This window comes from Limnohabitans sp. 63ED37-2, assembly GCF_001412535.1.
Lineage (GTDB): Bacteria > Pseudomonadota > Gammaproteobacteria > Burkholderiales > Burkholderiaceae_C > Limnohabitans_A.
The window spans coordinates 2,925,004-2,946,635 of the sequence record NZ_CP011774.1 but is presented as its reverse complement, the minus strand read 5'-3'; the positions used below and the strand labels follow the sequence as shown (position 1 = coordinate 2,946,635).

General features: G+C 59.6%; 23 protein-coding genes and 1 tRNA gene. 12 read left to right on the top strand and 12 right to left on the bottom strand.

The window, feature by feature from the left end; translation table 11 throughout:
• Positions 1-13: 13 nt before the first annotated feature.
• The 5 genes from atpD (at position 14) to L63ED372_RS13930 (ending at position 4,100) form a co-directional block, all read left to right on the top strand.
• Positions 14-1,417 carry a F0F1 ATP synthase subunit beta gene (gene atpD / locus L63ED372_RS13950; RefSeq protein WP_062406758.1) on the top strand — a complete coding sequence of 468 codons (1,404 nt, stop codon included), beginning with the start codon at positions 14-16 and terminating at the stop codon, positions 1,415-1,417.
• 70 nt (positions 1,418-1,487) lie between these two features.
• Complete coding sequence (locus L63ED372_RS13945) at positions 1,488-1,901, top strand: F0F1 ATP synthase subunit epsilon (RefSeq protein WP_062406755.1); 414 nt, start codon at positions 1,488-1,490, stop codon at positions 1,899-1,901.
• A 185-nt stretch (positions 1,902-2,086) separates the two neighbouring features.
• The gene (locus tag L63ED372_RS13940; RefSeq protein WP_062406753.1) at positions 2,087-2,536 is read left to right on the top strand and encodes a YybH family protein; all 450 of its coding nucleotides are present in this window, start codon (positions 2,087-2,089) and stop codon (positions 2,534-2,536) included.
• A gap of 6 nt (positions 2,537-2,542) precedes the next feature.
• Positions 2,543-3,556 carry a YheT family hydrolase gene (locus tag L63ED372_RS13935; protein WP_062406751.1) on the top strand — a complete coding sequence of 338 codons (1,014 nt, stop codon included), beginning with the start codon at positions 2,543-2,545 and terminating at the stop codon, positions 3,554-3,556.
• Positions 3,549-4,100: a DUF2946 family protein gene (locus tag L63ED372_RS13930; RefSeq protein WP_062406749.1), complete on the top strand. Its 552-nt coding sequence runs from the start codon at positions 3,549-3,551 to the stop codon at positions 4,098-4,100. The genes L63ED372_RS13935 and L63ED372_RS13930 overlap by 8 nt, the downstream gene beginning before the upstream one ends.
• 44 nt (positions 4,101-4,144) lie before the next feature.
• On the opposite strand, the gene L63ED372_RS13925 is transcribed toward L63ED372_RS13930, so the two are convergent.
• Complete coding sequence (locus L63ED372_RS13925; RefSeq protein ID WP_062406747.1) at positions 4,145-4,660, bottom strand: c-type cytochrome; 516 nt, start codon at positions 4,658-4,660, stop codon at positions 4,145-4,147.
• Between the two features lie 140 nt (positions 4,661-4,800).
• Between L63ED372_RS13925 and L63ED372_RS13920 the strand changes: the two genes are divergently transcribed.
• Positions 4,801-4,876: transfer RNA gene (locus L63ED372_RS13920), tRNA-Arg, on the top strand.
• A gap of 104 nt (positions 4,877-4,980) precedes the next feature.
• On the opposite strand, the gene L63ED372_RS13915 is transcribed toward L63ED372_RS13920, so the two are convergent.
• From L63ED372_RS13915 to pyrE, 5 genes are all read right to left on the bottom strand, one after another.
• Positions 4,981-5,652: a helix-turn-helix domain-containing protein gene (locus tag L63ED372_RS13915; protein ID WP_082431712.1), complete on the bottom strand. Its 672-nt coding sequence runs from the start codon at positions 5,650-5,652 to the stop codon at positions 4,981-4,983.
• Positions 5,653-5,680: 28 nt separating this feature from the next.
• On the bottom strand, positions 5,681-6,892 hold the full coding sequence (locus tag L63ED372_RS13910) for an HlyD family efflux transporter periplasmic adaptor subunit (protein ID WP_062406744.1): 1,212 nt from the start codon (positions 6,890-6,892) through the stop codon (positions 5,681-5,683).
• On the bottom strand, positions 6,889-9,129 hold the full coding sequence (locus L63ED372_RS13905) for a type I secretion system permease/ATPase (RefSeq protein ID WP_062406742.1): 2,241 nt from the start codon (positions 9,127-9,129) through the stop codon (positions 6,889-6,891). The genes L63ED372_RS13910 and L63ED372_RS13905 overlap by 4 nt, the downstream gene beginning before the upstream one ends.
• A 27-nt stretch (positions 9,130-9,156) precedes the next feature.
• Complete coding sequence (locus L63ED372_RS13900) at positions 9,157-10,455, bottom strand: TolC family protein (protein WP_062406740.1); 1,299 nt, start codon at positions 10,453-10,455, stop codon at positions 9,157-9,159.
• Between the two features lie 486 nt (positions 10,456-10,941).
• Entirely contained in the window at positions 10,942-11,646 is a 705-nt protein-coding gene (gene pyrE, locus L63ED372_RS13895; RefSeq protein ID WP_062406738.1) for an orotate phosphoribosyltransferase, read from the bottom strand.
• A gap of 10 nt (positions 11,647-11,656) precedes the next feature.
• Between pyrE and L63ED372_RS13890 the strand changes: the two genes are divergently transcribed.
• Positions 11,657-12,448, top strand: coding sequence for an exodeoxyribonuclease III (locus tag L63ED372_RS13890; protein WP_062408157.1), 792 nt, complete (start codon positions 11,657-11,659; stop codon positions 12,446-12,448).
• 1 nt (position 12,449) lies between these two features.
• Here L63ED372_RS13890 and L63ED372_RS13885 read toward each other — a convergent pair whose 3' ends face one another.
• A complete protein-coding gene (locus L63ED372_RS13885) occupies positions 12,450-13,196 on the bottom strand; it encodes a class I SAM-dependent methyltransferase (RefSeq protein ID WP_062406736.1) in 747 nt (248 codons plus the stop codon).
• Between the two features lie 121 nt (positions 13,197-13,317).
• Between L63ED372_RS13885 and L63ED372_RS13880 the strand changes: the two genes are divergently transcribed.
• On the top strand, positions 13,318-13,959 hold the full coding sequence (locus tag L63ED372_RS13880) for an MBL fold metallo-hydrolase (RefSeq protein WP_062406734.1): 642 nt from the start codon (positions 13,318-13,320) through the stop codon (positions 13,957-13,959).
• A gap of 6 nt (positions 13,960-13,965) precedes the next feature.
• Here the strand turns inward: L63ED372_RS13880 and L63ED372_RS13875 are convergent, their stop codons facing one another.
• On the bottom strand, positions 13,966-14,838 hold the full coding sequence (locus tag L63ED372_RS13875; protein WP_082431803.1) for a M48 family metallopeptidase: 873 nt from the start codon (positions 14,836-14,838) through the stop codon (positions 13,966-13,968).
• A 129-nt stretch (positions 14,839-14,967) separates the two neighbouring features.
• Between L63ED372_RS13875 and L63ED372_RS13870 the strand changes: the two genes are divergently transcribed.
• The 3 genes from L63ED372_RS13870 (at position 14,968) to L63ED372_RS13860 (ending at position 18,479) form a co-directional block, all read left to right on the top strand.
• Complete coding sequence (locus L63ED372_RS13870) at positions 14,968-16,347, top strand: AmpG family muropeptide MFS transporter (RefSeq protein ID WP_082431710.1); 1,380 nt, start codon at positions 14,968-14,970, stop codon at positions 16,345-16,347.
• A gap of 108 nt (positions 16,348-16,455) precedes the next feature.
• Positions 16,456-17,157 carry a response regulator gene (locus tag L63ED372_RS13865; protein WP_062408153.1) on the top strand — a complete coding sequence of 234 codons (702 nt, stop codon included), beginning with the start codon at positions 16,456-16,458 and terminating at the stop codon, positions 17,155-17,157.
• 8 nt (positions 17,158-17,165) lie between these two features.
• On the top strand, positions 17,166-18,479 hold the full coding sequence (locus L63ED372_RS13860) for a sensor histidine kinase (RefSeq protein WP_082431709.1): 1,314 nt from the start codon (positions 17,166-17,168) through the stop codon (positions 18,477-18,479).
• A 50-nt stretch (positions 18,480-18,529) separates the two neighbouring features.
• On the opposite strand, the gene L63ED372_RS13855 is transcribed toward L63ED372_RS13860, so the two are convergent.
• The 4 genes from L63ED372_RS13855 to rsmI are packed head-to-tail and all read right to left on the bottom strand — an operon-like array spanning position 18,530 to position 21,151.
• A complete protein-coding gene (locus L63ED372_RS13855; protein ID WP_062406730.1) occupies positions 18,530-18,736 on the bottom strand; it encodes a zinc-finger domain-containing protein in 207 nt (68 codons plus the stop codon).
• Between the two features lie 10 nt (positions 18,737-18,746).
• Positions 18,747-19,697 carry a branched-chain amino acid transaminase gene (locus L63ED372_RS13850; RefSeq protein WP_062406728.1) on the bottom strand — a complete coding sequence of 317 codons (951 nt, stop codon included), beginning with the start codon at positions 19,695-19,697 and terminating at the stop codon, positions 18,747-18,749.
• Positions 19,698-19,745: 48 nt separating this feature from the next.
• Positions 19,746-20,207: a hypothetical protein gene (locus L63ED372_RS13845; protein ID WP_062406726.1), complete on the bottom strand. Its 462-nt coding sequence runs from the start codon at positions 20,205-20,207 to the stop codon at positions 19,746-19,748.
• Between the two features lie 41 nt (positions 20,208-20,248).
• On the bottom strand, positions 20,249-21,151 hold the full coding sequence (rsmI, locus tag L63ED372_RS13840; protein ID WP_062406724.1) for a 16S rRNA (cytidine(1402)-2'-O)-methyltransferase: 903 nt from the start codon (positions 21,149-21,151) through the stop codon (positions 20,249-20,251).
• 14 nt (positions 21,152-21,165) lie between these two features.
• Between rsmI and L63ED372_RS13835 the strand changes: the two genes are divergently transcribed.
• On the top strand, positions 21,166-21,555 hold the full coding sequence (locus tag L63ED372_RS13835) for a YraN family protein (protein WP_062406722.1): 390 nt from the start codon (positions 21,166-21,168) through the stop codon (positions 21,553-21,555).
• Positions 21,556-21,632 lie beyond the last annotated feature (77 nt).

Here is a 21,632-nt window from a genome sequence, read left to right as displayed (position 1 = left end):
TTTGGAGCGAAAAATGCAAGCCCAAGGAAAAATTGTTCAGTGTATTGGTGCGGTGGTCGACGTGGAATTTCCACGCAACCAGATGCCCAAAGTTTATGACGCGCTCAAAATGGAAGGCTCCGCGCTGACCCTGGAAGTGCAGCAGCAACTCGGCGATGGCATCGTGCGCACCATTGCGCTCGGTTCTTCCGACGGCTTGCGCCGTGGTTTGATGGTGTCCAACACCGGCAACCCCATCACCGTCCCCGTGGGCAAAGCCACACTGGGCCGCATCATGGACGTGCTGGGTTCACCTATCGACGAACGCGGTCCTGTCAGCCAAGAACTGACTTCCTCGATCCACCGCAAGGCCCCTGCTTATGACGAGCTGAGCCCTTCACAAGAGCTGCTCGAAACCGGCATCAAAGTGATCGACTTGGTCTGCCCTTTCGCCAAAGGCGGTAAGGTCGGTCTGTTCGGTGGCGCCGGTGTGGGCAAGACCGTGAACATGATGGAACTCATCAACAACATCGCCAAAGCGCACAGCGGTTTGTCCGTGTTCGCGGGTGTGGGTGAGCGTACCCGTGAAGGTAACGACTTCTACCACGAGATGGCCGATTCCGGCGTGGTGAACCTCGAGAACCTTCCTGATTCCAAAGTGGCCATGGTGTACGGTCAGATGAACGAGCCACCAGGCAACCGTTTGCGCGTCGCCTTGACTGGTCTGACCATCGCCGAATCCTTCCGTGACGAAGGCAAAGACGTGTTGTTCTTCGTGGACAACATCTACCGCTACACATTGGCCGGTACCGAAGTGTCCGCCTTGTTGGGTCGTATGCCTTCTGCTGTGGGTTACCAGCCTACGCTGGCCGAAGAAATGGGCCGTTTGCAAGAGCGTATCACCTCCACCAAAGTGGGCTCCATCACATCGATCCAGGCCGTTTACGTGCCAGCGGACGACTTGACCGACCCATCGCCTGCAACCACCTTTGCGCACTTGGACTCCACCGTGGTGTTGTCCCGTGACATCGCATCGCTCGGTATCTATCCTGCTGTGGATCCTCTGGACTCCACCAGCCGTCAGCTGGATCCTCTGGTGGTCGGTCAAGACCACTACGAAACAGCCCGCGCTGTGCAAGGCACGTTGCAGCGTTACCGTGAACTGCGCGACATCATCGCCATCATGGGCATGGACGACTTGGCGCCTGAAGACAAGTTGGCCGTGGCCCGTGCCCGCAAGATCCAGCGTTTCCTGTCGCAGCCCTTCCACGTCGCTGAAGTGTTCACAGGCTCGCCCGGCAAGTACGTCACCTTGGCCGAAACCATCCGTGGTTTCAAGATGATTGTGGCTGGCGAGTGCGATCACCTGCCAGAGCAAGCTTTCTACATGGTCGGCACCATCGACGAAGCTTTCGAAAAGGCCAAAAAGGCAGCCTAAAGCAGAGCCTCGGGGTGGCTGATCCAGTCTCCCCGATCTCAGCTTGAACGCACCTTTTTAAGGAGTAAACATGAACACCATCCACGTTGATGTGGTCAGTGCCGAAGAGTCCATCTGGTCGGGTGAAGCCCGCTTTGTGGCCTTGCCCGGTGAGTCTGGCGAACTGGGCATTTACCCACGCCACACACCGCTGATCACCCGCATCAAGGCCGGGTCGGTTCGCATTGAGAAGGCTGACGGCGGCGAAGAATTCGTTTTCGTGGCCGGTGGCATTCTGGAAGTGCAGCCCGACTGCGTGACCGTGATGTCCGACACCGCGATTCGCGGCAAAGACCTCGACGAAGAAAAAGCCAACGCGGCCAAGCAAGTGGCCGAAGAAGCCCTGCGCAACGCCAAAAGCGAAATCGACTTGGCCGTGGCCCAGTCCGAATTGGCTGTGCTGGCAGCCCAGATGTCGGCCTTGCGCAAGTACCGCAAAAAATAAAAGTTTGCGCATCACAGATGCACTGACCTTGGTAACAAGGCGCAGAGTCAAACCCGGCACAGTTCTCTGTGGCCGGGTTTTTTCTTGGTGACGTGCTGCGAAGTGATTGGGTACGACAACACACAGGCTCGGGCCTGGCAAACAAGGCAAAATGAGGCGATGATTTCCTCGAACAAGACAAGCCCATGAAACGCACGAAAATGCAGGCGGCCGTGGTTGGTGGCACGCCCGAAGACATCGAGCAGGCCTTTTACGAAGCGCTGCACAACGCCGACATCGAGCAACTCATGGCTTGCTGGGCGGAGGAAGACGACATCGTTTGCGTCCATCCGGGTGGTGGCAGGATGATTGGTGCAGGCGCCATACGGGCCACCTTCGAGGCCATGTTCAACAATGGCAGTGTGCAGGCATTTCCTGAGCGGATGCACAAAATTCAATCCTTGACGAGTGCGGTGCACCACCTGGTTGAACGGGTGGAAGTCATCACGCCTCAAGGCGCACGGCAAGCTTATGTGATTGCCACCAATGTGTACCACCAAACGCCGCAAGGCTGGCGCATGGTCGCCCACCACGCCAGCCCGGGAACGCCCAAGGATGCCGCTGATGTGGGGGTAAAACCCACAGTGTTGCATTGAAAAAGAATGCTTGATCAAACACCCGCTTGGCTGCCAGGCGGACACGCCCAAACGATCTGGCCAGCGCTTTACGCCAAGCGGCGTTGGGGCCCTCGCAAGCCTTTGCTGCGAGAGCGCTGGGCCACACCCGATGGCGATTTCCTGGATGTCGACAAACAAGCGGCCAGTCGCGTCGATCGGCCATTGCTGGTCTTGTTTCATGGTCTTGAGGGTTCCTCAGACAGCCACTACGCGCAGGCCTTTGCCGATTGGGCAGCTGAGCAGGATGTGCATTTTGCGCTGCCACACTTTCGGGGCTGCAGCGGCGAATTGAACCGCGCGCCACGGGCCTACCATTCCGGCGACCACGAGGAAATTCATTGGCTGCTCGATCGCTTTCGTCAAGAACACCAATCGTCTGGTGGACAAAAAATGATCGCGGCAGGTGTCTCCTTGGGTGGCAATGCCTTGATGCGTTGGGCCGCTGAACATGGCCACCAAGCTTGCAAGCAGGTAGATGCGGTGGCCTCCGTCTGCTCGCCCTTGGACTTGATGCAAAGCGGACTGGCCATTGGGCGAGGTCTGAACCGCCACATCTACACGCCGATGTTTCTGCGCAGCATGAAGCCCAAAGCCATGGCCAAATGGGCGCAACACCCGGGCTTGTTCGACAAAGATGCTTTGTTGGCCGCCAAAGACCTGTATGCCTTTGACAATGTCTTCACGGCGCCCGTGCATGGCTTCAAAGACACGGCGGATTACTGGACACGTGCATCGGCCAAAGCCAAGATGGGGGACATCCGTTTGCCCGCATTGGCGCTAAATGCCTTGAACGACCCTTTTATACCCACTGACAGTTTGCCGCGATCCAGTGACGTGTCGCCCAGCGTAACCTTGTGGCAACCCAAGAATGGTGGCCATGTGGGTTTTGCGCAGGGGCGCTGGCCCGGGCATGTGAGGGCTATGCCGGATGCGGTGGGGGGCTGGTTGTTGCAGGCTGCTGGGCAAAGCGAGAAAACAGGCGTGTCAAGCTATGGATGACATCGTTCGACAAGCCATGGCCAAGTGGCCCGATGTCCCCGATTGTTTTGGTTGGCTGGGTCTGGACAGCCGAGGTCAATGGTGGATGCGTGATGACAGGTCGCAAGCACTTGGCGCATTTCAAAGCGGCATACCGGGCGCCAAAGGTTCGGTCTTGCGTCACGAGAAACTGATCGACTTCATCCACCGCAACTACGAGGCCGATGCACAAGGGCGATGGTTTTTTCAAAATGGACCGCAGCGGGTGTACATCGAGCTCGAAGCGACACCCCACATCTGGCGGATCGGAGACGATTTTGCTGTGAATTCACACACCGGGACAGGGGCCCAAGTGAACAAAAGCCTGGTCGACGAAAACGGTAAGGTGTATTTACACACCAATTGGGGTTTGGGTTTGGTGCACACACTCGATGTGCCAAGGGCAGCGCAGGCCCTGGAGATGGCGAGGTGGACTTTGGAGGAAGCCGTGTCCAACGAACTGGCCGCCCTCTATGGCTATGTGATGAGCCCTCAAGCAGCGCACCAATCCAGCCTGCAGGCGTAAAAAAACCGACCCGGACGGTCGGTTTTTAAAAAGGCGCTCGAAGTTTACTTGGCAGCTTCAGGCGCTTTGGGTTCGTCAAACTTGCCACCGCCAGAGTTGGCCAAATGGACCACGGCACGCGCGATTTCCGTGTCATTGAAATCGCCACCACCTTGAGCACCCATCGCACCCTTGCCTTTGAGGGCAGAGTTCACCAAGCCTTCAAGACCTTGGCCCAGACGTGCGCGCCAGGCGCCCGCATCGGCAAATTTGGGGGCGCCGGCAGCCCCCGCGTCGTGGCAAGCCGCGCATTGGGCTTTGTAGACTTCAGCGCCTGCTTTGAGCGGACGGTTGGCATCACGAACTTCCACAGCGCCAATTTTCTGGATGCGCATGGCGGTTGCTTTTTCAGTGTCGACCGCACCCGCGGCAGGCTTGTTGGCCGAAGTCACATAAAAAACCAGGCCAATGATGATGAAAACTGGAATGACGAAAGAGGCCAAACTCAGCAAAAGCATCTGCTTGGGTGTTTTAACGGGGCCGGTGTGGGCTTCGTGCTGATCGTGGCTGTTGTCGCTCATGAGATCCTCTGTAGGGGCGTGGCCGCAATGGCCTGTATGTTGACCGAAATCAACCACGCATTATAGCGTTGCACCCTTCACAGATCTTGCAATACGGACAAGTGAAGATGCAGGCGTGAGATAATTTGAAATTGTAAAGTGCGGCTGTAGCTCAGTGGATAGAGTATTGGCCTCCGAAGCCAAGGGTCGTGGGTTCGATCCCCGCCAGCCGCACCATTTCACTTCACAAATGGGTTGTACGCAAACTGCCCACTCAAAAGTCCTGGGCTCACACAGCCAACTGCACTGTGTGCCTAGCCCGGCAACCGGGGCTCCCCGTTTCAAACTCTGTACGACGCAATCACACCCGTGAGATAGGCGTGCAGCCAGACGGCCGACATGGGGCCCGAGACCACCTGGATCGAAGAACTGGCCCCTGCAGGCATGCTGGCCTTCAACGCTTTCTCAGATGTGATCAAGACAACGGACAAAGGGGTGTGACCACGCTGGTTGAAGTTCTCCAGCGCCTGAAATGTCTTTTCTTGTTGGGGCCTGGGCATCGACATCTCCACCACCATCATGTCTGGCTTTTGGCTGGAGAGTTCAAGCAATGCTTCCGTGACCGAATCAAAGAAGCGGACATCAATGGGCATGTTCCACACATCGCATTCGGCTTTGAGCTCTGAGAACAAAGTGGGCGATTCGATCACGATCGTCACCTTGGGCTTGGTCGAGGATTTGAGTGAAGAGCCAGTCACATGCCGGGCGTCTGTCTGATAACCCAAAATGGAGTCGAGGGAGATGCGCCGATGGCCACCACGCGTTTTCCATCCTTTGAGGTCACCTTGATCGACCAAAGTCTGCACCAAGGTGGTGGACAAACCCAACATTCGAGCGGCTTCTGCGGTGCTCAAGAATTGAGGCGTTTGTGCGGGTGTCTTGGCCAAAGGATTGGGTTTGCTGTTTGTTACGAATCGATTTGAATCGATCACAGCCGAAGTTTCTTGGGACATGGAGAGGATCCAGCTTGAAGTTGAAAGATTACCGTTCACGTAAAGCTTGCGTGACGTTCTGAAGCGGACGGAAGATGTATTCCAGAACGGTCTTGGAGCCTGTACGGATTTCCACGGAGGCGGTCATCCCGGGTGAAGGGACCAAACGCAAACCATTGCGCAAATCTGTAGGCTCTTTGACGCGGACGATGATTCGATAAAAGCCCTCTTCCAGCTCGACGGGGTTACCGGGCTTCTTTTGTTTTTCATCGCGCAAAGTATCAGGGCTCAAATGTTCCAGAACACCCTCGAGACCACCGTATTTGTTGAAGTCATAAGCGGTGAGCTTCACCACAGCGGCTTGACCTACTTTCAGGAAGGCCACTTCGGAAGGCTTGACGTAGGCTTCGACCAGCATCTCATCTTCAGTGGGCACGATCTCCAAAATGGGTTGACCCGCTTGCACCACGCCGCCCACAGTGGTGATTTGGACATTCTTGACCACCCCCTTCATGGGCGAGCGGATGGTGGTGCGCAGGAAGGCGTCTTCACGGGCGGAGGCGTTTTCTTTGGTTTGAGACAGCTCAGATGCCACGCGGGTCAGCTCGTTGTTGGCATCCGTCAGATAACGGTTTTGGCGTTCGGCGCGTTGCCCCATCAACTCCGATTGCTGGCGTTTGAGACGGAGCAATTCCACTTCGGACATCACGCCCTGGCGCACCATGGGTTCGGTGATGACCAACTCACGGTTGACGGCCGCCAGTGAGGTGTCCAAGGCCTGCAGTGACTGGGTCAATGAACGTTTGCGTGCATTAAAAGCTTGCAGTTCCTGCTGCATCAAGTCGGGTTGTGCATTGAGTTCAGGGGGGAAAACCAGGGCAGTGCCGTAGGCTTCGGCCTTGAGTCGAGCAGCCAAGGCGGTCAAAGAAAGGTACTTCTCTTGCGCTTCCCTGAAAACGGCACCCGAGCGGGCATCGTCGATGCGCAAAAGAACCTGGTCTTTTTCAACCACGCTGCCTTCGCGCACAAACAATTCACTCAAGACGCCTGAGTCAAGACTCTGAATGACCTGTTCCCTGCTGGTTGGAATCACCTTGCCTTGGCCTCGGGTGATTTCATCCAACTCAAACAAGGCCGCCCAAACCAGCGCCAAAACCAAAGTCAGGCCGGTTGCCCAGACCAGTGTCTGGCTGGCCCGGCGCTCGTCGTCTTCAACGGTATTGACACCAAAGCCCGAACGGCTGGCTTTGTACTTGATCATGTGGGCGCTCCCTGATTTTTGACGCCATTGACATCAATGCCACGGGACAGTTTGTCAATCATTTCCTGCTTGGGTCCCAGTGCGACACATTGGCCACTGTCGATGACCGCGATCAAATCCACCCACTCCAGCAATTGGGGTCTGTGGGTCGCCATCAGCAAGGTGCGCCCGCGCAGCCAGTCCTTGAGAACGGCAATCACCCGCGCTTCTGTGTTTTGGTCCATGTTCGAAGTGGGTTCGTCCATGAACACCAATTGCGGGTTGCGCAGCATCATGCGGGCAATCGACAGCAGTTGACGTTGACCGCCCGACAAGCCGCCACCAGCTTCAGTGACAGGCATGTCGAGGCCCAGAGGGTGAGTCGCCACGATGTCATAGATGTTCAAGGCCTTGAGGACTTCAATGATCTTCACATCGCTGATCCAGCTGTCGGCCAAAACCAGGTTGTCGCGCACGGTGCCCATGAACAGCTGCGGGTCCTGACCCACATAGCCGATGCGGCTGCGCACCTCGCTGGGCTCGAGTTGCTGCAAATCCACACCATCGAGTCGAACGCTTCCGGCGCCGGGCGAATACAGCCCAGCCATCAGCCGCAACAAGGTGCTTTTGCCACTGCCAACGCGCCCGAGCATCGCGACCTTTTGAGCGGGTGCGATTTGTATCGACAGCTTTTTGATGACGGGAATTTTGTGTTCGCCAGGGTAGGCAAACTCCAGCGCATCGGCTTGGAGTCCGCCCTCAATCATTTCAGGCACAACATAGTTGCGGCCATGGATACGGTCGCGTGGGCGCTTCATCAAGCCATCGAGGGTTTCCAGCGATGTTGCGGCTTGCTGGTAGCGCGATGCAAGGGACATGACACTCGCCAAAGGCGCAATGGCACGGCCTGCCAAAATCACCGAGGCAATCAGTCCCCCCAGCGTCAACTGGTTCGAATGGATCAAATACACACCACCGACCACCATGGCGACCGTGATGAGTTGCTGGATGGAGGTGGTGAAGCCCATGATCCAGTTGGTCAGGCTGCGAATGCGTTTGTACGAGTCGGCGCCAGCCAAGTTGGACATTTCCCAACGGCGCTGCAAATAGCTTTCAGCGTTGTGCGCCTTGAGCAACTCGAGGTTGAGGACGGACTCCACCAAAACGCTTTGTTTGTCGCCCGACTCTTTCATGTTCTCGCGCATCGCCGTCATCAAGGGCCGCTGCGCCACCAGACCAATGATGATCAACAAGGGCACGGCCAGCGCAGGAATCCAGACCAGCGGGCCACCCACCATCGCGATCAAGGCCAAGAACATCAAAACGAAAGGCATGTCGGCCAACAAGACGAGAGAGGCCGAAGAAAAGAAGTCGCGCAACGATTCGAAATCACGCATGGAGCTGGAAAAAATGCCCACCGACTGGGGCCTGTGCTCCAAGCGAATGGCCATGATCTCTCTGAGCAAGGTCGCATTGATGGCCAAATCTGCTTTTTTCCCACCCAGATCCACCAAGCGGGCTTTGAGCCAACGCATGATGAACTCCAGAAAAATGGCCACGGTCGTTCCAATGGCCAAGGTCCACAAAGACGTGTAAGCACCGGTGGGCACCACCCGGTCATAAACGTTCATCGTGAAAAAGATGGACGCCAACGTGAGGACGTTGGCCACGACGGTGGCCACCATGGACTCTACGTAGAACGCACGAAAGCGCCAAAGCGTGCCCCAAAACCAGTTGAAGGCCGAGCCCTGCATGGGCGTCAAGGTTTGGTCGTGGCGTGTGGGCGGCAATTTCAGCGCCAACACCTCAGGACGCGCCAAGGCTTGCAATTCGGCCAAGGGGATGCGCTGATCCTCCATGCCTCTGTCGGCCCACAAAACAATGGCTTCGTTGTCTTGGATACTGCGAAGCACGCACGCTCGACCATCGATCAAGGGCATCAGCACCGGCAAAACGTAATGCGGAATTTCTGACAAACGCACCCGTGACCATGCGGCCATCAAGCCATTTTTGTGCGCCATGTCCGGGTATGCCGCCAAAGGCACTCGGCCACGGTTGTCCAGCGCAAAACCAGCCCGCATCACTTGGTAGTGAACGGGTCGCCCCAGCAATTTCGCGGCCATGGTCATGCACATGAGCAGCGGGTCAGCCATCGCGTCCGTTTTGGGCTGAGTGGGAGCCTGTGCCGAGGTGGGCGCCTGCGCCGAGTTGGGCGATGAGGTGCCACCCAAAGTAGGCATGGGGATCAATTTAGCCATGTGGGATCAAGGGGTATCGGGTTAGGTTCATCGGGCAGACGGCAGAACCAGACCGGGTTCAGTAGAAAAACGCTTGGCCAGTTCGCCTGTGGCCGCCAGCAAACGCGCACGCGCGATGCGTTCATCATGAAAAGCGGCGTTCGCAGAACTGCGGTAATTGAAGGTGTCGGCCTGGATGTTCAAAAGATCCAGCAAAGATCGGCGGGCAACACGAAATTGCTGCCGATAAGCGTCGACCAATTTGTCACCCACCAAAGACTGGGCGCTGCCGGTGTCCGAACGGGCTCTGGCCGAAGCCCACTCTTGCCAGGCAAAAGCCGCTTTTTCGCGGGCCAGCAGACGGGCTTCTTCCAAAGCAAATTCGGCAGACTTGACCTGGTTCACGGCACTCTCGACCAAGGCCGAGGTGCCGCCCCCGTTGTACAAAGGCGCGTTCAGTTGCAGCTGGGTCAAGACGTCTTGTCTGCCTGTCGTGGCGTTGATTTGGCGAGAAACTGCCAGATCCACGGTGGGCCAAAACTGGCCCTTGGCCTGGCGCACACTGGCCTGAGCCGCTTGCACTTGGGCACGCGCTTGGGCAATGGGGGGCAAGTCTTCCGAGACCAGCTCCATGGCTTGGGCCAAAGAAGGCGGAATGCGCCCCAACACGCCCGACTCGGCCACGGCCGAGTCCAGGTTCATGGGCCGCGCATCCATGTCGCCCTTCCAGAAGCGGCGCAAGCGTTGGATGGCTTGGGCAAAGTCTGACTTGCGTTGCTGCAATGCCAAGGTGGCGTTTTCCATGCGCACCAAGGCTTGCTCGTAATCCACCCTGCGACCGGTGTCGGCCTGGGCAATTTTCTGGATGTCGTTCAAGGTTTCGCGGTGCGCGTTGACGTTGCGAACAGCCAGGCTGTAAAGGTCCGCGGTTTTGGCCCAGTTGAGGTAAGCCTCAGCCGCCAACAGCGCCACTTCATCCAGGGTGTTGGCTTGTTGAAACTCCGAGGCCAAAGTCAGCGCCTCGGCGCGTTGCGCCTCCGCTTCAATGCGGCCACCCGACCACAGGTTGACTTTGGCCGTGGGTGAAAGGCTGGTTCGCTCCGCGCCGGTTGGCAGGGTGCCAGAAGCGTAGGAGTTGGCCGCCGCGCTGACACCAATTTGGGGGTAATGGGCACTTCGGGCCCGGGTGATGTCGGTGCGGGCAGCAGCGCTGCGGGCAGATGCCGACAACACGGCCGGGTAGGTCTGCAAGGCCTGGTTCACGACTTGCGACAAAGACTGCGCATGCAGCACGGCTGGCAAGAGAGACAAGGTCAGGATGGACGAAGCGATTTTCGAAGTGGCCAAAAATCTCAAAAACAGCCCATCCTTTGGAGCGGACTGAAGAATGCATTTTTGACATTCAGAATGAATCATGGCGGAGGAATTACCAACTACGTTAAAAATGAAATTCTCGCCACATAAATCGGTTTGCGAATCCACCAATTGGCGTACTCCTATGCAATAAATAGTCTTAAAAGGTGATTTCGTTAAAAAAATGCATTCCCAGGCGCGAGAAAACAGGCTCAGGCCCACCTCAGCGACTTGGCTGATCAAGAAAAAAGCAAGGATTCAGGCAGCCCAGTTGTTCGGGCAGCTCAGCAATGAAGGCGGTGGGGGGGTGGTGGGCGGGCGTCAGGTGGCTGTTTGTGCATTTGCCTCATGACACGCATGTAAAGGCACCAGCCGCAAGCAGGTCGCACAGCGATGAAGCCGTGGGCTCAGAGCCAACCTCAAAACAGGACGATGACGGACGGGTGGCTATGTCCATCCCTCACAACGGGTACCCACCACTCAGACCCCGTAGCGGTCCCGGTAAGCCTGCACATGGGCCAAGTGGGCCAGCAGTTCAGGCTGGCTCTGCCGGGCCAGAAAGGCCAGCAGGTCCGACAGCTGGGCGATGGTGCACACCTGCATGCCCAAGGTGTGGCGCACATATTGAACCGCGCTGTGCGGCACATCCTTGACCGAGCCGTCGTCTTGCTTTTCCGTGGCCATTTCCTGGCGGTCTAACGCAATCGCGATGGCGTGGGGCGTGGCCCCGGCGGCCTGGATCAAGGCAATCGATTCGCGTGCAGCGGTGCCTGCGCTCATCACGTCGTCCACGATCAGCACGCGGCCTTTCAGCGGCGCACCCACCAGCGAGCCGCCTTCGCCGTGGTCTTTGGCTTCCTTGCGGTTGTAGGCGAAGGGCACGTTTTTGCCCAGACGGGCCAGCTCGATGGCCACAGCCGCGCCCAGCGGGATGCCCTTGTAGGCAGGGCCAAAGATCATGTCGAATTCGATGCCACTGGCCAGCAGGGCTTGTGCATAGAATTGCGCCAGTCGTCCCAGCTTGGCGCCATCGTCAAACAGGCCGGCATTAAAGAAGTAAGGGCTCATGCGCCCGGCTTTGGTCTTGAATTGCCCAAAGCGCAAGACGCCCGAATCGACCGCAAACTGCACAAATTCCTGAGCGAGCACCTGTGTATCGGCGCCGCTTACCTGTCCTGTCACCATGGGGAAATCCTTGTTCAAACTCACCAGCCTCAACCTCAACGGCATCCGTTCGGCCACGACCAAAGGGGTCGAAGCTTGGCTGGCGCAAGAGAAACCTGATTGTATTTGTGTGCAAGAGGTCAAAGCCCAGGCTCCCGATGTGGCGGGCAAGTTTGAAGAACTGGCCGGTTTGAAGGGCCACTTCCACTTTGCCGAGAAAAAAGGCTACTCGGGCGTGGGCGTCTACACCCGCCACGAGCCATGCGACGTGGTGGTCGGCTTTGACGGCGGCGAATTCGACGCCGAAGGCCGTTATGTGGAAACGCGCTTCGACACGCCATCGCGCAAGTTGTCCATCATCAGCGTGTACTTCCCGAGCGGCTCATCGGGCCCCGAGCGGCAGGAGGCCAAGTTCCGCTTTTTGGACAAGATGTACCCCCACCTGATGGCCCTCAAGGCCGAGCGCGACTTCATCGTCTGCAGCGACGTGAACATCGCCCACCAACAGGCTGACCTGAAAAACTGGAAGGGCAACCTCAAGAACAGCGGCTTTCTGCCCGAAGAGCGCCAGTGGATGACGCAGCTCACCACCGAAGGTGGTGTGGTGGACGTGTACCGCCGCTTGAAACCCGAAGCCACCGACGACTGCTACACCTGGTGGAGCAACCGCGGCCAGGCCTATGCCAAGAACGTGGGCTGGCGCCTGGACTACCACCTGGCCACGCCCGCCGTGGCCGAAAAGGCACGCACCGAGCACATCTACAAAGGCGAGAAATTCTCAGACCACGCGCCGATCACGATCGGCTACGACTTCAGCATCTGACCTACACCATCTGACTGACTGTAGAAAGCGACCCCTGGCGTTTGTAGGTCAGCATCCGCCCTTTGTAAGCACCAATGCCGTCGTGTTCGGCATGGTCCAGCACCTGTTCGTGCATCACAAAACCCAGCAGCGCCATGTGTTTGTGAAAGGCGGCGCGGTTGCCCCGGTTGGGGTCGATCACCCAGATTTCTGATTGGGGCGCGGCATGCTTGCCGATGAAGTGGGCCAGTGTGCCCTCATCGTCACGCTCGTACAGGATGTCGCTGCCCACAATCAAATCAAACAGACCGGTCAAGGGGCTGTCGTGCGCCTGCGTGAGCACGGGCAGGCCGTCCTCGCGCAGCGCGGCCGTGCCCCACAGACCATGGCAATAGCGCATGGGCAACAAGCCATTGATGCGGGTGTTCTCGTCCAAAAAAGAATGGGCCAGCGGATGGCAGTCGCTGGCCGTGACCTGCGCACCCCGTCGGTGGGCCACCAAACTGGCCAAGCCCAAACCGCACCCAATTTCCAGAATTCGCTCGTCGGTGACGGAGCGGCGTGCCATGCGCTCGGCCAGGTGCATACCAGAGGGCCAAAGCAGGCCAAACAAGGGCCAAGCGGCCGACGAGATGCCCAGATTCAGGGCTTCGTCCAAGGGGTCGTGGAATTGATTTTTGTCGAGCAAGGAGCGGATGAGCAAGTCGTCCACACCCAAGACCGTAATGCTTTCCTGTTTGGTCAGGTAGCCGGGTGGTGAGGGGTTCAAAAAGGCAATCGGTGCAGCGCGTATGCAAAAGACCAAAAGGCGCTGGCTGGCAAGACTTTACACCCTGGCATGTGTTGTCCCGTCCAATGAGGAGCAGGAACACATCCTCGATAATTCGGGGATGCTTCAATACCAAACCATTCCCGTCACGCCCTTTCAGCAAAACTGTTCACTGGTGTGGGACGACCAAAGCCGCCAAGCTGCGGTGATCGATCCCGGGGGCGATCTGGATCTGATTTTGGACGCCGTGCGCCGCCAAGGCCTTCAGCTGGAGCAGATCTGGATCACCCACGGCCACCTGGACCACGCCTCGGGCACGGCCGATCTGGCCGAGCAACTCGGTGGTTTACCGATCATCGGGCCGCACCCTGCTGACCAGTTCTGGATTGACGGTTTGCCGCAGGCGGCTGCGGCCTATGGTTTTCCACCTGCCCGGGTGTTCAAGCCCACGCGCTGGTTGGCCGATGGCGACACAGTCACCTTGGGGGCGCACACCTTGCAGGTGCGCCATTGCCCGGGCCACACGCCAGGCCATGTGGTGTTTTATTCACCCGAGATCAAACGTGCTTTTGTGGGCGATGTGCTGTTTGCCGGCAGCATTGGCCGCACCGATTTCCCGCAGGGCAACCACGACGATTTGATCGCCAGCATCACCGAGCGTTTGTGGCCCATGGGCAATGACACGGTGTTCATTCCTGGGCACGGGCCGGAGAGCACCTTTGGTCGTGAACGCCAATCTAATCCCTACGTTGGCGGGACCTGATCTGGCTTAACCCTTGCGGGCTTGTTCGTAGAGGTGCTGCACCTTGGGCAAGTTGGCTTGCAGTTCTTCGATGCGGTTGCTGCCACTGGGGTGGGTGGACAAAAATGAGGGCCCGCCATTGCCGCTGGCCGCTTGCATCTTTTGCCACAAGGTCACGCTGGCTTCGGGCCGGTAGCCGCCGCGTGCGGCGATCTCCAGGCCCACCAGGTCGGATTCGGTTTCGTCGTCGCGGCTGTACTTCAAAGTGAGCAATTGCGTGCCCAGGTTGGCCGCAGCATCGCCCAATGAGCCCAGGCCCAACAACTGCGAAGCGATGGAGAGGCCAATGCCGGTGGCCTGGGTTTTGGCCAGGCGCTCACGGGCATGTTCGCGCAGGGCATGCGCCATCTCATGCCCCATGATCATGGCCACCTCGTCGTCGTTCAGGCGCAGCTGCTCCAGGATGCCGGTGTAAAAAGCGATCTTGCCGCCGGGCATGCACCAGGCATTGATCTGCTTGCTTCCGATCAGGTTGACCTGCCACTTCCAGTCGCGCGCACGTTTATTCCAGGGCAGGGTGTGGGGGATGAGTTTTTGGGCGATGGTGTGCAGGCGTTGCAGCTGCGGGTGGCCATCGGGTGCCAAAGCGTTTTGAGCACGGGCTTCGGCCAGCACCTGCGCGTATTGCTGGCGTGCCGAATTTTCCAGCGTCTCGGCCGGCACCAGTTTGCGCAAACCTGAGGACGAGCCCACATCGACTTGGGCCAGTGCCGAGCCTGCGGCACCGGCTCCCGCCGCCAAGATGAAGGCCCGTCGTGCGTTCCAGCGCGGTGATGAGGCGTCCACTGCGTCGGAATGGGCGTGGCCGGAGGGTGTTTTGAGGTTGCAAATAAAGCACATGGTTTGCAAATCATAACGAACACAGCGGACTTTGAACACGTCAAGTGGGGCAATGCGTGAGCAAACGTCAACGGCTGCAGGAGCGCACCGCTGTGGCCAGTCGGGTCTTGTGCAGCTGATAATCCGCAAATGTCTGATCCAGCCCCATCTGTCAACCCCGTCAACAACCCACCGCCCGCCACGGTGCGCACCTGGCGCGAGGCGCTGCGCCTGTATTTGCAGCCTGCCAGCTTGCGCATGTTGGCGCTGGGCTTTGCGGCGGGCTTGCCGCTCTTGCTGGTGCTGGGCACGCTCAGTTTTCGGCTGCGTGAGGCGGGCATTGACCGCAGCACCATCGGCTACCTCAGCTGGGTGGGTCTGGCCTATGGCGTGAAGTGGATGTGGGCCCCGCTGGTGGACCGCTTGCCCATTCCTTGGCTCACACGGCAGCTGGGGCGCCGGCGCAGTTGGTTGCTGGTGTCGCAGCTGGTGATCGCGCTCGGGCTGGTGGGCATGGCCCTGAACGACCCTTCGCAACTGCTGGGCCCCTTGGTGGCCTGTGCATTGGCCGTGGCCATCGCTTCGGCCACCCAAGACATCGCGCTGGACGCCTACCGCATCGAGTCGGCTGAGGTGAACGCCCAAGCGGCTTTGGCGGCCAGTTACCAGACGGGTTACCGCTTGGCCATGATTTGGGCCGGAGCGGGCGTGTTGTGGGTGGCGGCCTGGGCCCAAGGTGATCAAGCCACGGGCTATTCACAAGCGGCCTGGCAAGCGGCTTATCTGGTCATGGCGCTGAGCATGCTGCCGGGCATGTGGGTGGTGCTGGCCTCGCCCGAGCCGGTGCCTGCGCCCTTTGCACCAGCGCGTAACTTGGCCGAGTGGCTCAAGGGCGCGGTGGTGGAGCCCTTTGCCGATTTTTGGCTGCGTTACCGCTGGCAAGCGGTGCTGTTGCTGGCGCTGATCGCGGTCTACCGCATCAGTGATGTGGTCATGGGCATCATGGCCAACCCGTTTTATGTGGACATGGGCTTCACCAAAAGTGAAGTGGCCAGTGTGACCAAGGTGTACGGCGTCATCATGACTTTGGTGGGCGCGTTTGTGGGTGGCCTATTGGCCGCGCGGATGGGCGTGATGCGTGTGCTCATGCTGGGGGCGCTCTTGAGTGCGCTCACCAATTTGCTGTTTGTCTGGCTCAGCGGTGTGGGCCACGACGTGCAGGCGCTGGTGTGGGTGATTTCGGCCGACAACCTGGCCAGCGGCATCGCTTCTGCCGCTTTCATCGCCTATTTGTCCTCGCTCACCAACATCAGTTATTCGGCCACGCAATACGCGCTGCTGAGCTCCATGATGCTGCTGCTGCCCAAGTTCATTGCTGGTTTTTCGGGGGAGTTTGTGGATGCCCATGGCTACGCCAGCTTCTTCACGGCCACCGCTTGGCTGGGGGTGCCGGTGTTGCTGCTGGTGGCGCTGGCGTCTAGGGTGCACGCGCATGCGCCGGAACATGGATCGCTTCCTTCCTCGCGATGACGGCTTTCCCGTCACTGCGAGCGAAGCGACGCGGCCATCCATATTGCGTTTACCAAACTTTACCGTTTGGATGTCCCGTGACCCAGAACCAGAGTGGATGATCAAGCCATGAATCAACTCTTGATGATCGAAGATGATGTGCGCCTGGCGGGCATGGTGGCGGACTATCTGGGGCAAAACGGTTTTGCTGTGGCCCACGCGCCCGATGCACGCAGTGGCCTCGAACGGTTGCAAACACCCGGCGTCGAGCTGGTGATTCTGGACCTGATGCTGCCCGACATGGACGGTCTGCAGGTGTGCCAGCGCATCCGTGCCCTGCCCGGCAGCATGGGCCAAGTGCCGGTGCTCATGCTCACGGCCAAAGGCGACCCGATGGACCGCATCATTGGCCTGGAGATGGGCGCCGACGATTATTTGCCCAAGCCCTTTGAGCCCCGCGAGTTGTTGGCCCGCATCAAGGCCATCTTGCGGCGCAAACACCATGTGAGCGACACCCCCTCACAGCTCATGCAGTTTGGCTCGTTGGAGATTGACCGCGATGCCCGCCGCGTGAGCGTCAAGGGGCAGGACTGCGAGCTGACCTCGTACCAATACGACCTGCTGGTGGCGCTGGCCGAACGCGCCGGGCGTGTGCTGACACGTGACCAGATCATGGAGGCGGTGCGGGGCCGTGAACTCGAAGCCTTTGACCGCTCGATCGACGTGCACATGGGCCGCATCCGGGCCGCCATCGAGGCCGACCCCAAAGTGCCCCAGCGCATCCTCACTGTGCGTGGCGTGGGCTATGTGTTTGCCCGCCAGCAAGACTGAGCGCCCACATGCCCATTCGCAGCCTGTCACGCCACTGGTCACGTCACCTTTACCTGCGCATCTGGCTGGCCGTGGTGGGGGTGGTGACCTTGTTGATGCTGGTGGTGGGCTGGGCCTGGCGGGCCACGGTCGAGCACCACGCAGCGCCACCCGCGCCCCGTGAATGGGTGGTGCTGAACGCCCAAGGCGATGTGCTGGCCAGTACCACACGGGCCGGGCCGGGCGCACCTTTGGTTTTTGAGGTGCCTTTGCCCGATGGCCAAACCCTGCCGCTGCAAGTGCAGCGCAGCGGTGAGCGCTCTGCTGACCGTCCTCGAGGCCCCGCCATGCATGGCATGCCCGGTGTGGGGCTTGGCCCAGATGGCCGTTTGCCGCCCCATTTGCGCAAGGACATGCCCTGGTGGGCCAAGCCCTCCGGTTTTTTTTGGCTGTTGGGCCTGATCGGCCTGGCCGTGGCGCTGGGCCTGTACCCGGTGGTGCGCAGGCTCACGCAGCGCCTCGAAGGCCTGCAGCGCGGCGTGCAGCGCTGGGGTGAGGGCGATTTGTCAGTGCGTGTGCCGGTGCAAGGCGACGACGAGGTGGCCGACCTGTCCGAGCGCTTCAACGCGGCGGCCGAGCGCATCGAGGGCCTGATGGCTTCGCAAAAGTCCTTGCTCGCCAACGCTTCGCACGAGTTGCGTTCACCGCTGGCGCGCATCCGCATGGGCCTGGAGCTGATGAACGGCCCAGCGGATGCGGACGCTTTGGCCCGCAGCCGCGCCGAGATCTTGCGCAACATGGCCGAGTTGGACCAACTGATTGACGAGATCTTGCTGGCCAGCCGCCTGGACGCCCAAGAGGCCGACATCGGGACCGTGGAGGCTGTGGACTTGGTGGGTCTGTGTGCCGAAGAATGTGCGCGGTTAGGGGCGAGGTTTGACGTGCCCGAAGGCCTGGCCCAACTCGACGTGCCCGGTGTGCCCAAACTGCTGCGGCGCTTGGTGCGCAACCTGCTGGAAAACGCGCGGCGCTATGGGGCGGGCAGCCAGGATGCAAAACAGGGCAGTGGCATCGTGCTGTCCTTGCAAGCCCAAGGCCCGGAGGTCCTCATCGCGGTGGGTGACCGTGGCCCTGGCGTGCCTGTCGCTTACAGAGAGCGGATCTTTGAGCCGTTTTTCCGCTTGCCTGGGGCCAGCGAGCGCGTGGGTGGTGTGGGCTTGGGGCTGTCGCTGGTCAAGTCGATTGCCGAGCGCCATGGCGGGCGGGTGCGCTGCACAGACCGACCCGGTGGTGGCGCTTGCTTTGTGGTGAGCTTGCCCCCAAACAAAACGGCGAACACCTGAATGTTCGCCGTGGGGCTAGGCGGCCATCGCGAAGATGGCTGCGCTGCGCTTCAGTGGTGGTGTCCGACCACTTCACCCGCTTTCAGTTGGTAAACCGTGCCGCAATAAGGGCACTTGGCTTGGCCGGTTTTGGCCACATCCAGGTACACCTTGGGGTGGCTGTTCCAGATTTTCATGTCGGCTTTGGGGCTGGGGCAAAACACACCGCCTTGGGGGTTCAGGTCGGTGGCCAGCAGTTCAACAGCTTGTGTGCTCATCGATTTCTCCTCAAACCAAGGTCAGCCAGTGGGCGTACTTGGAGTTGCGACCGTTGACGATGTCAAAGAAGGCGCTCTGGATTTTCTCGGTGATCGGGCCACGGTTGCCGACATAACCTTCTTTGCCCAACTCGATGCGGTCGAGTTCGCGGATCGGCGTGACTTCGGCGGCGGTGCCGGTGAAGAAGGCTTCGTCAGCGATGTACACCTCGTCGCGGGTGATGCGCTTTTGCACGATCTCCAGACCCAAGTCCTTGGCGATGTGGAACACCGTGTTGCGGGTGATGCCGTTCAAGGCGCCGGCCGACAAGTCGGGGGTGTAGATCACGCCGTTCTTGACCACAAAAATGTTCTCGCCAGCGCCTTCGGACACAAAGCCCGAGGTGTCGAGCAACAGGGCTTCGTCGTAGCCCTCGTCGGTCACTTCCATGTTGGCCAAAATGCTGTTGGTGTAATTGCTCACCGCCTTAGCCTGTGTCATGGTGATGTTGACGTGGTGGCGGGTGTAGCTGGAGGTTTTCACGCGGATGCCGCGCTTCATGCCTTCTTCGCCCAAATAGGCGCCCCAGGTCCAGGCGGCCACCATCAGGTGGATGGTGTTGCCCTTGGGGCTGACGCCCAGCTTTTTGTCGCCAATCCAAGTCAAGGGGCGGATGTAGCCGCTTTCCAAATTGTTCTCACGCACCACGGCGCGCTGGGCCTCGTTGACTTGGGCTTGGGTGAAGGGGATGTTCATGCGCAAGATCTTGGCGCTGTTGAACAGGCGCTCGGTGTGCTCGGCCAAACGGAAGATGGCGGTGCCTTGTTCCGTCTTGTAAGCGCGCACGCCTTCAAATGCGCCGCAACCGTAATGCAGGGTGTGGCTCAGCACATGGATCTTGGCATCGCGCCAATCGACCATCTGGCCGTCCATCCAGATTTTGCCGTCACGGTCTGACATGGAGGGGATGACAACGCTCATGAAAGTGTCCTTTGAAATTGGCTGCAATAAACGGGGTTGGCCCGGATTTTAAGGGTTTGGCCCTTCGGGGCGCTCTGGTGTGCCTACTTCGGAGGGCAGGTCGGGTCGCACTTCGGGTCGCACTTCGGGTCGAACCAGGGTCCATTCGGTCAACTTGCCGCTCACAAAGGTGCAGTTGACCACCGATTCGCTGGTGTCGGTCCAGGCGAAGACCTCTGGCTGGGTGTCTTTTTCGGATTGCAACAGGCCCAGAGAGCGGGTCATGGCGATGACGTGCATCAGCGTGACGCCTTTTTTCAGTTTGGCGTTGAGCATCACGGCGCTGGCCACATGGCCAATGGGCCGGTCAGCGGCTTTTTTCAGGATGGTGACCATGCGGGTGAAGTGCAGCAGCACCCACATGACAATGCCGCCCACGGCCAAGGCAATGCCCGGCCAGCCAAAGGCTTGCCAAGCCCCAACAGTCAAGACGGCGATGCCCGTGAGGGTGAGGATTCGGGTGAAATTCATGGGGGCAGATTGTGCCTTGCGCGGGCAAGGGGGTTGGGGCTTCAGCCTTGATTTTTCAGGGCCAGTGCCTGCTCGTACAAGGTATTTTTCGATTCGCCCGAGATCTCGGCCGCCAGTTTGACCGCCGTTTTGAGTGGCAACTCGGGCAGCAGCAGCTGCAAAACCCGCAAGCCTTCACCGGTGGCGTCGTCGACGGGTGCGTCGTGCAGCACCAGCACAAATTCACCCCGCAGGCGCTCGGGTTTTTCGGCCAGCCAGGCGCTCAAGTCTTGTGCAGGCAAGGTCTCGATCTGCTCAAACTGCTTGGTCAACTCACGCCCCAGGGTGATGGGGCGTTTGCCCAGCACCGCCAGAGCTTGGGCGAGGGCTTCGATGCGGTGCGGCGCCTCGAGCAGCACCACGGCGCGGCTTTCTTGCGCCAGGTGTTGCACGGCCATCTGCCGCTCGGTGGCTTTGCTGGGCAAAAAGCCTGCAAACACAAAACCGTGGTCACCGGTCATGCCCGATGCACTGAGCGCTGTGGTCACGCTGCTGGCGCCGGGCAGCGGCATGACCCGAAACCCAGCTTGCCGAACGGCTGCCACCAGCCTCGCGCCGGGGTCGCTGATGGCCGGGGTGCCTGCATCGCTCACATAGGCCACGCGTTGGCCTTGGCCCAGGCGCTCGAGCACGTTGTGCGCCGCTTCGGCTTCGTTGTGTTGGTGCACCGCCAAAAGCTGGCTGCCCGGGCGGTCCAGCCCATAGGCGCGCAGCAATTGCTGGGTGTGGCGGGTGTCTTCACAGGCCACCACGTCGACGCGGGCAAGCACATGCAAGGCCCTCAGGCTGATGTCGGCCAGGTTGCCAATGGGGGTGGCCACGACATACAGTGTGCTGGCCGGGTGGTTTTGTGACCCGGCAGCCTCGTGCGCGGCGGCAAGGGCGTTGGCAAACGAGGCAGACAAGGGAGACGGAGTCAATGCAATTCCTCAATAAAGACAAAGTCGGTCAACCTTCGACCAAAGCCCGGGGCGATGCGGGCGAAGACGAGGCGCTGGCCTTTTTGCAAGAGCGCGGCTTGCGGCTGCTGCAGCGCAATTATCGGACCCCGGGCCGAGGCGGGGGTGAAATAGACCTGATCATGCAGAGCCCGGACGGCACCGTGGTGTTTGTCGAGGTGCGAAAACGCAGCCGCAGCGACTTTGGGGGCGCCGCCGCCACGGTGGGCGTGCACAAGCAGCGGCGCATCATTTTTGCGGCCCGTCACTACCTGCTCGGCTGGCGACAATTGCCACCTGCCCGCTTCGATGTGGTGACCCTGGAGGGCCACGGGCCGCAGTGGCTGCAGGCGGCTTTTGATGCCAGTTGAGCTGGCTTTGGCTGTGCGCTGGAAGTGATTGAACACACACGCGCACCCGCAATAGGCTTTGCACCGTACTGGCGGGG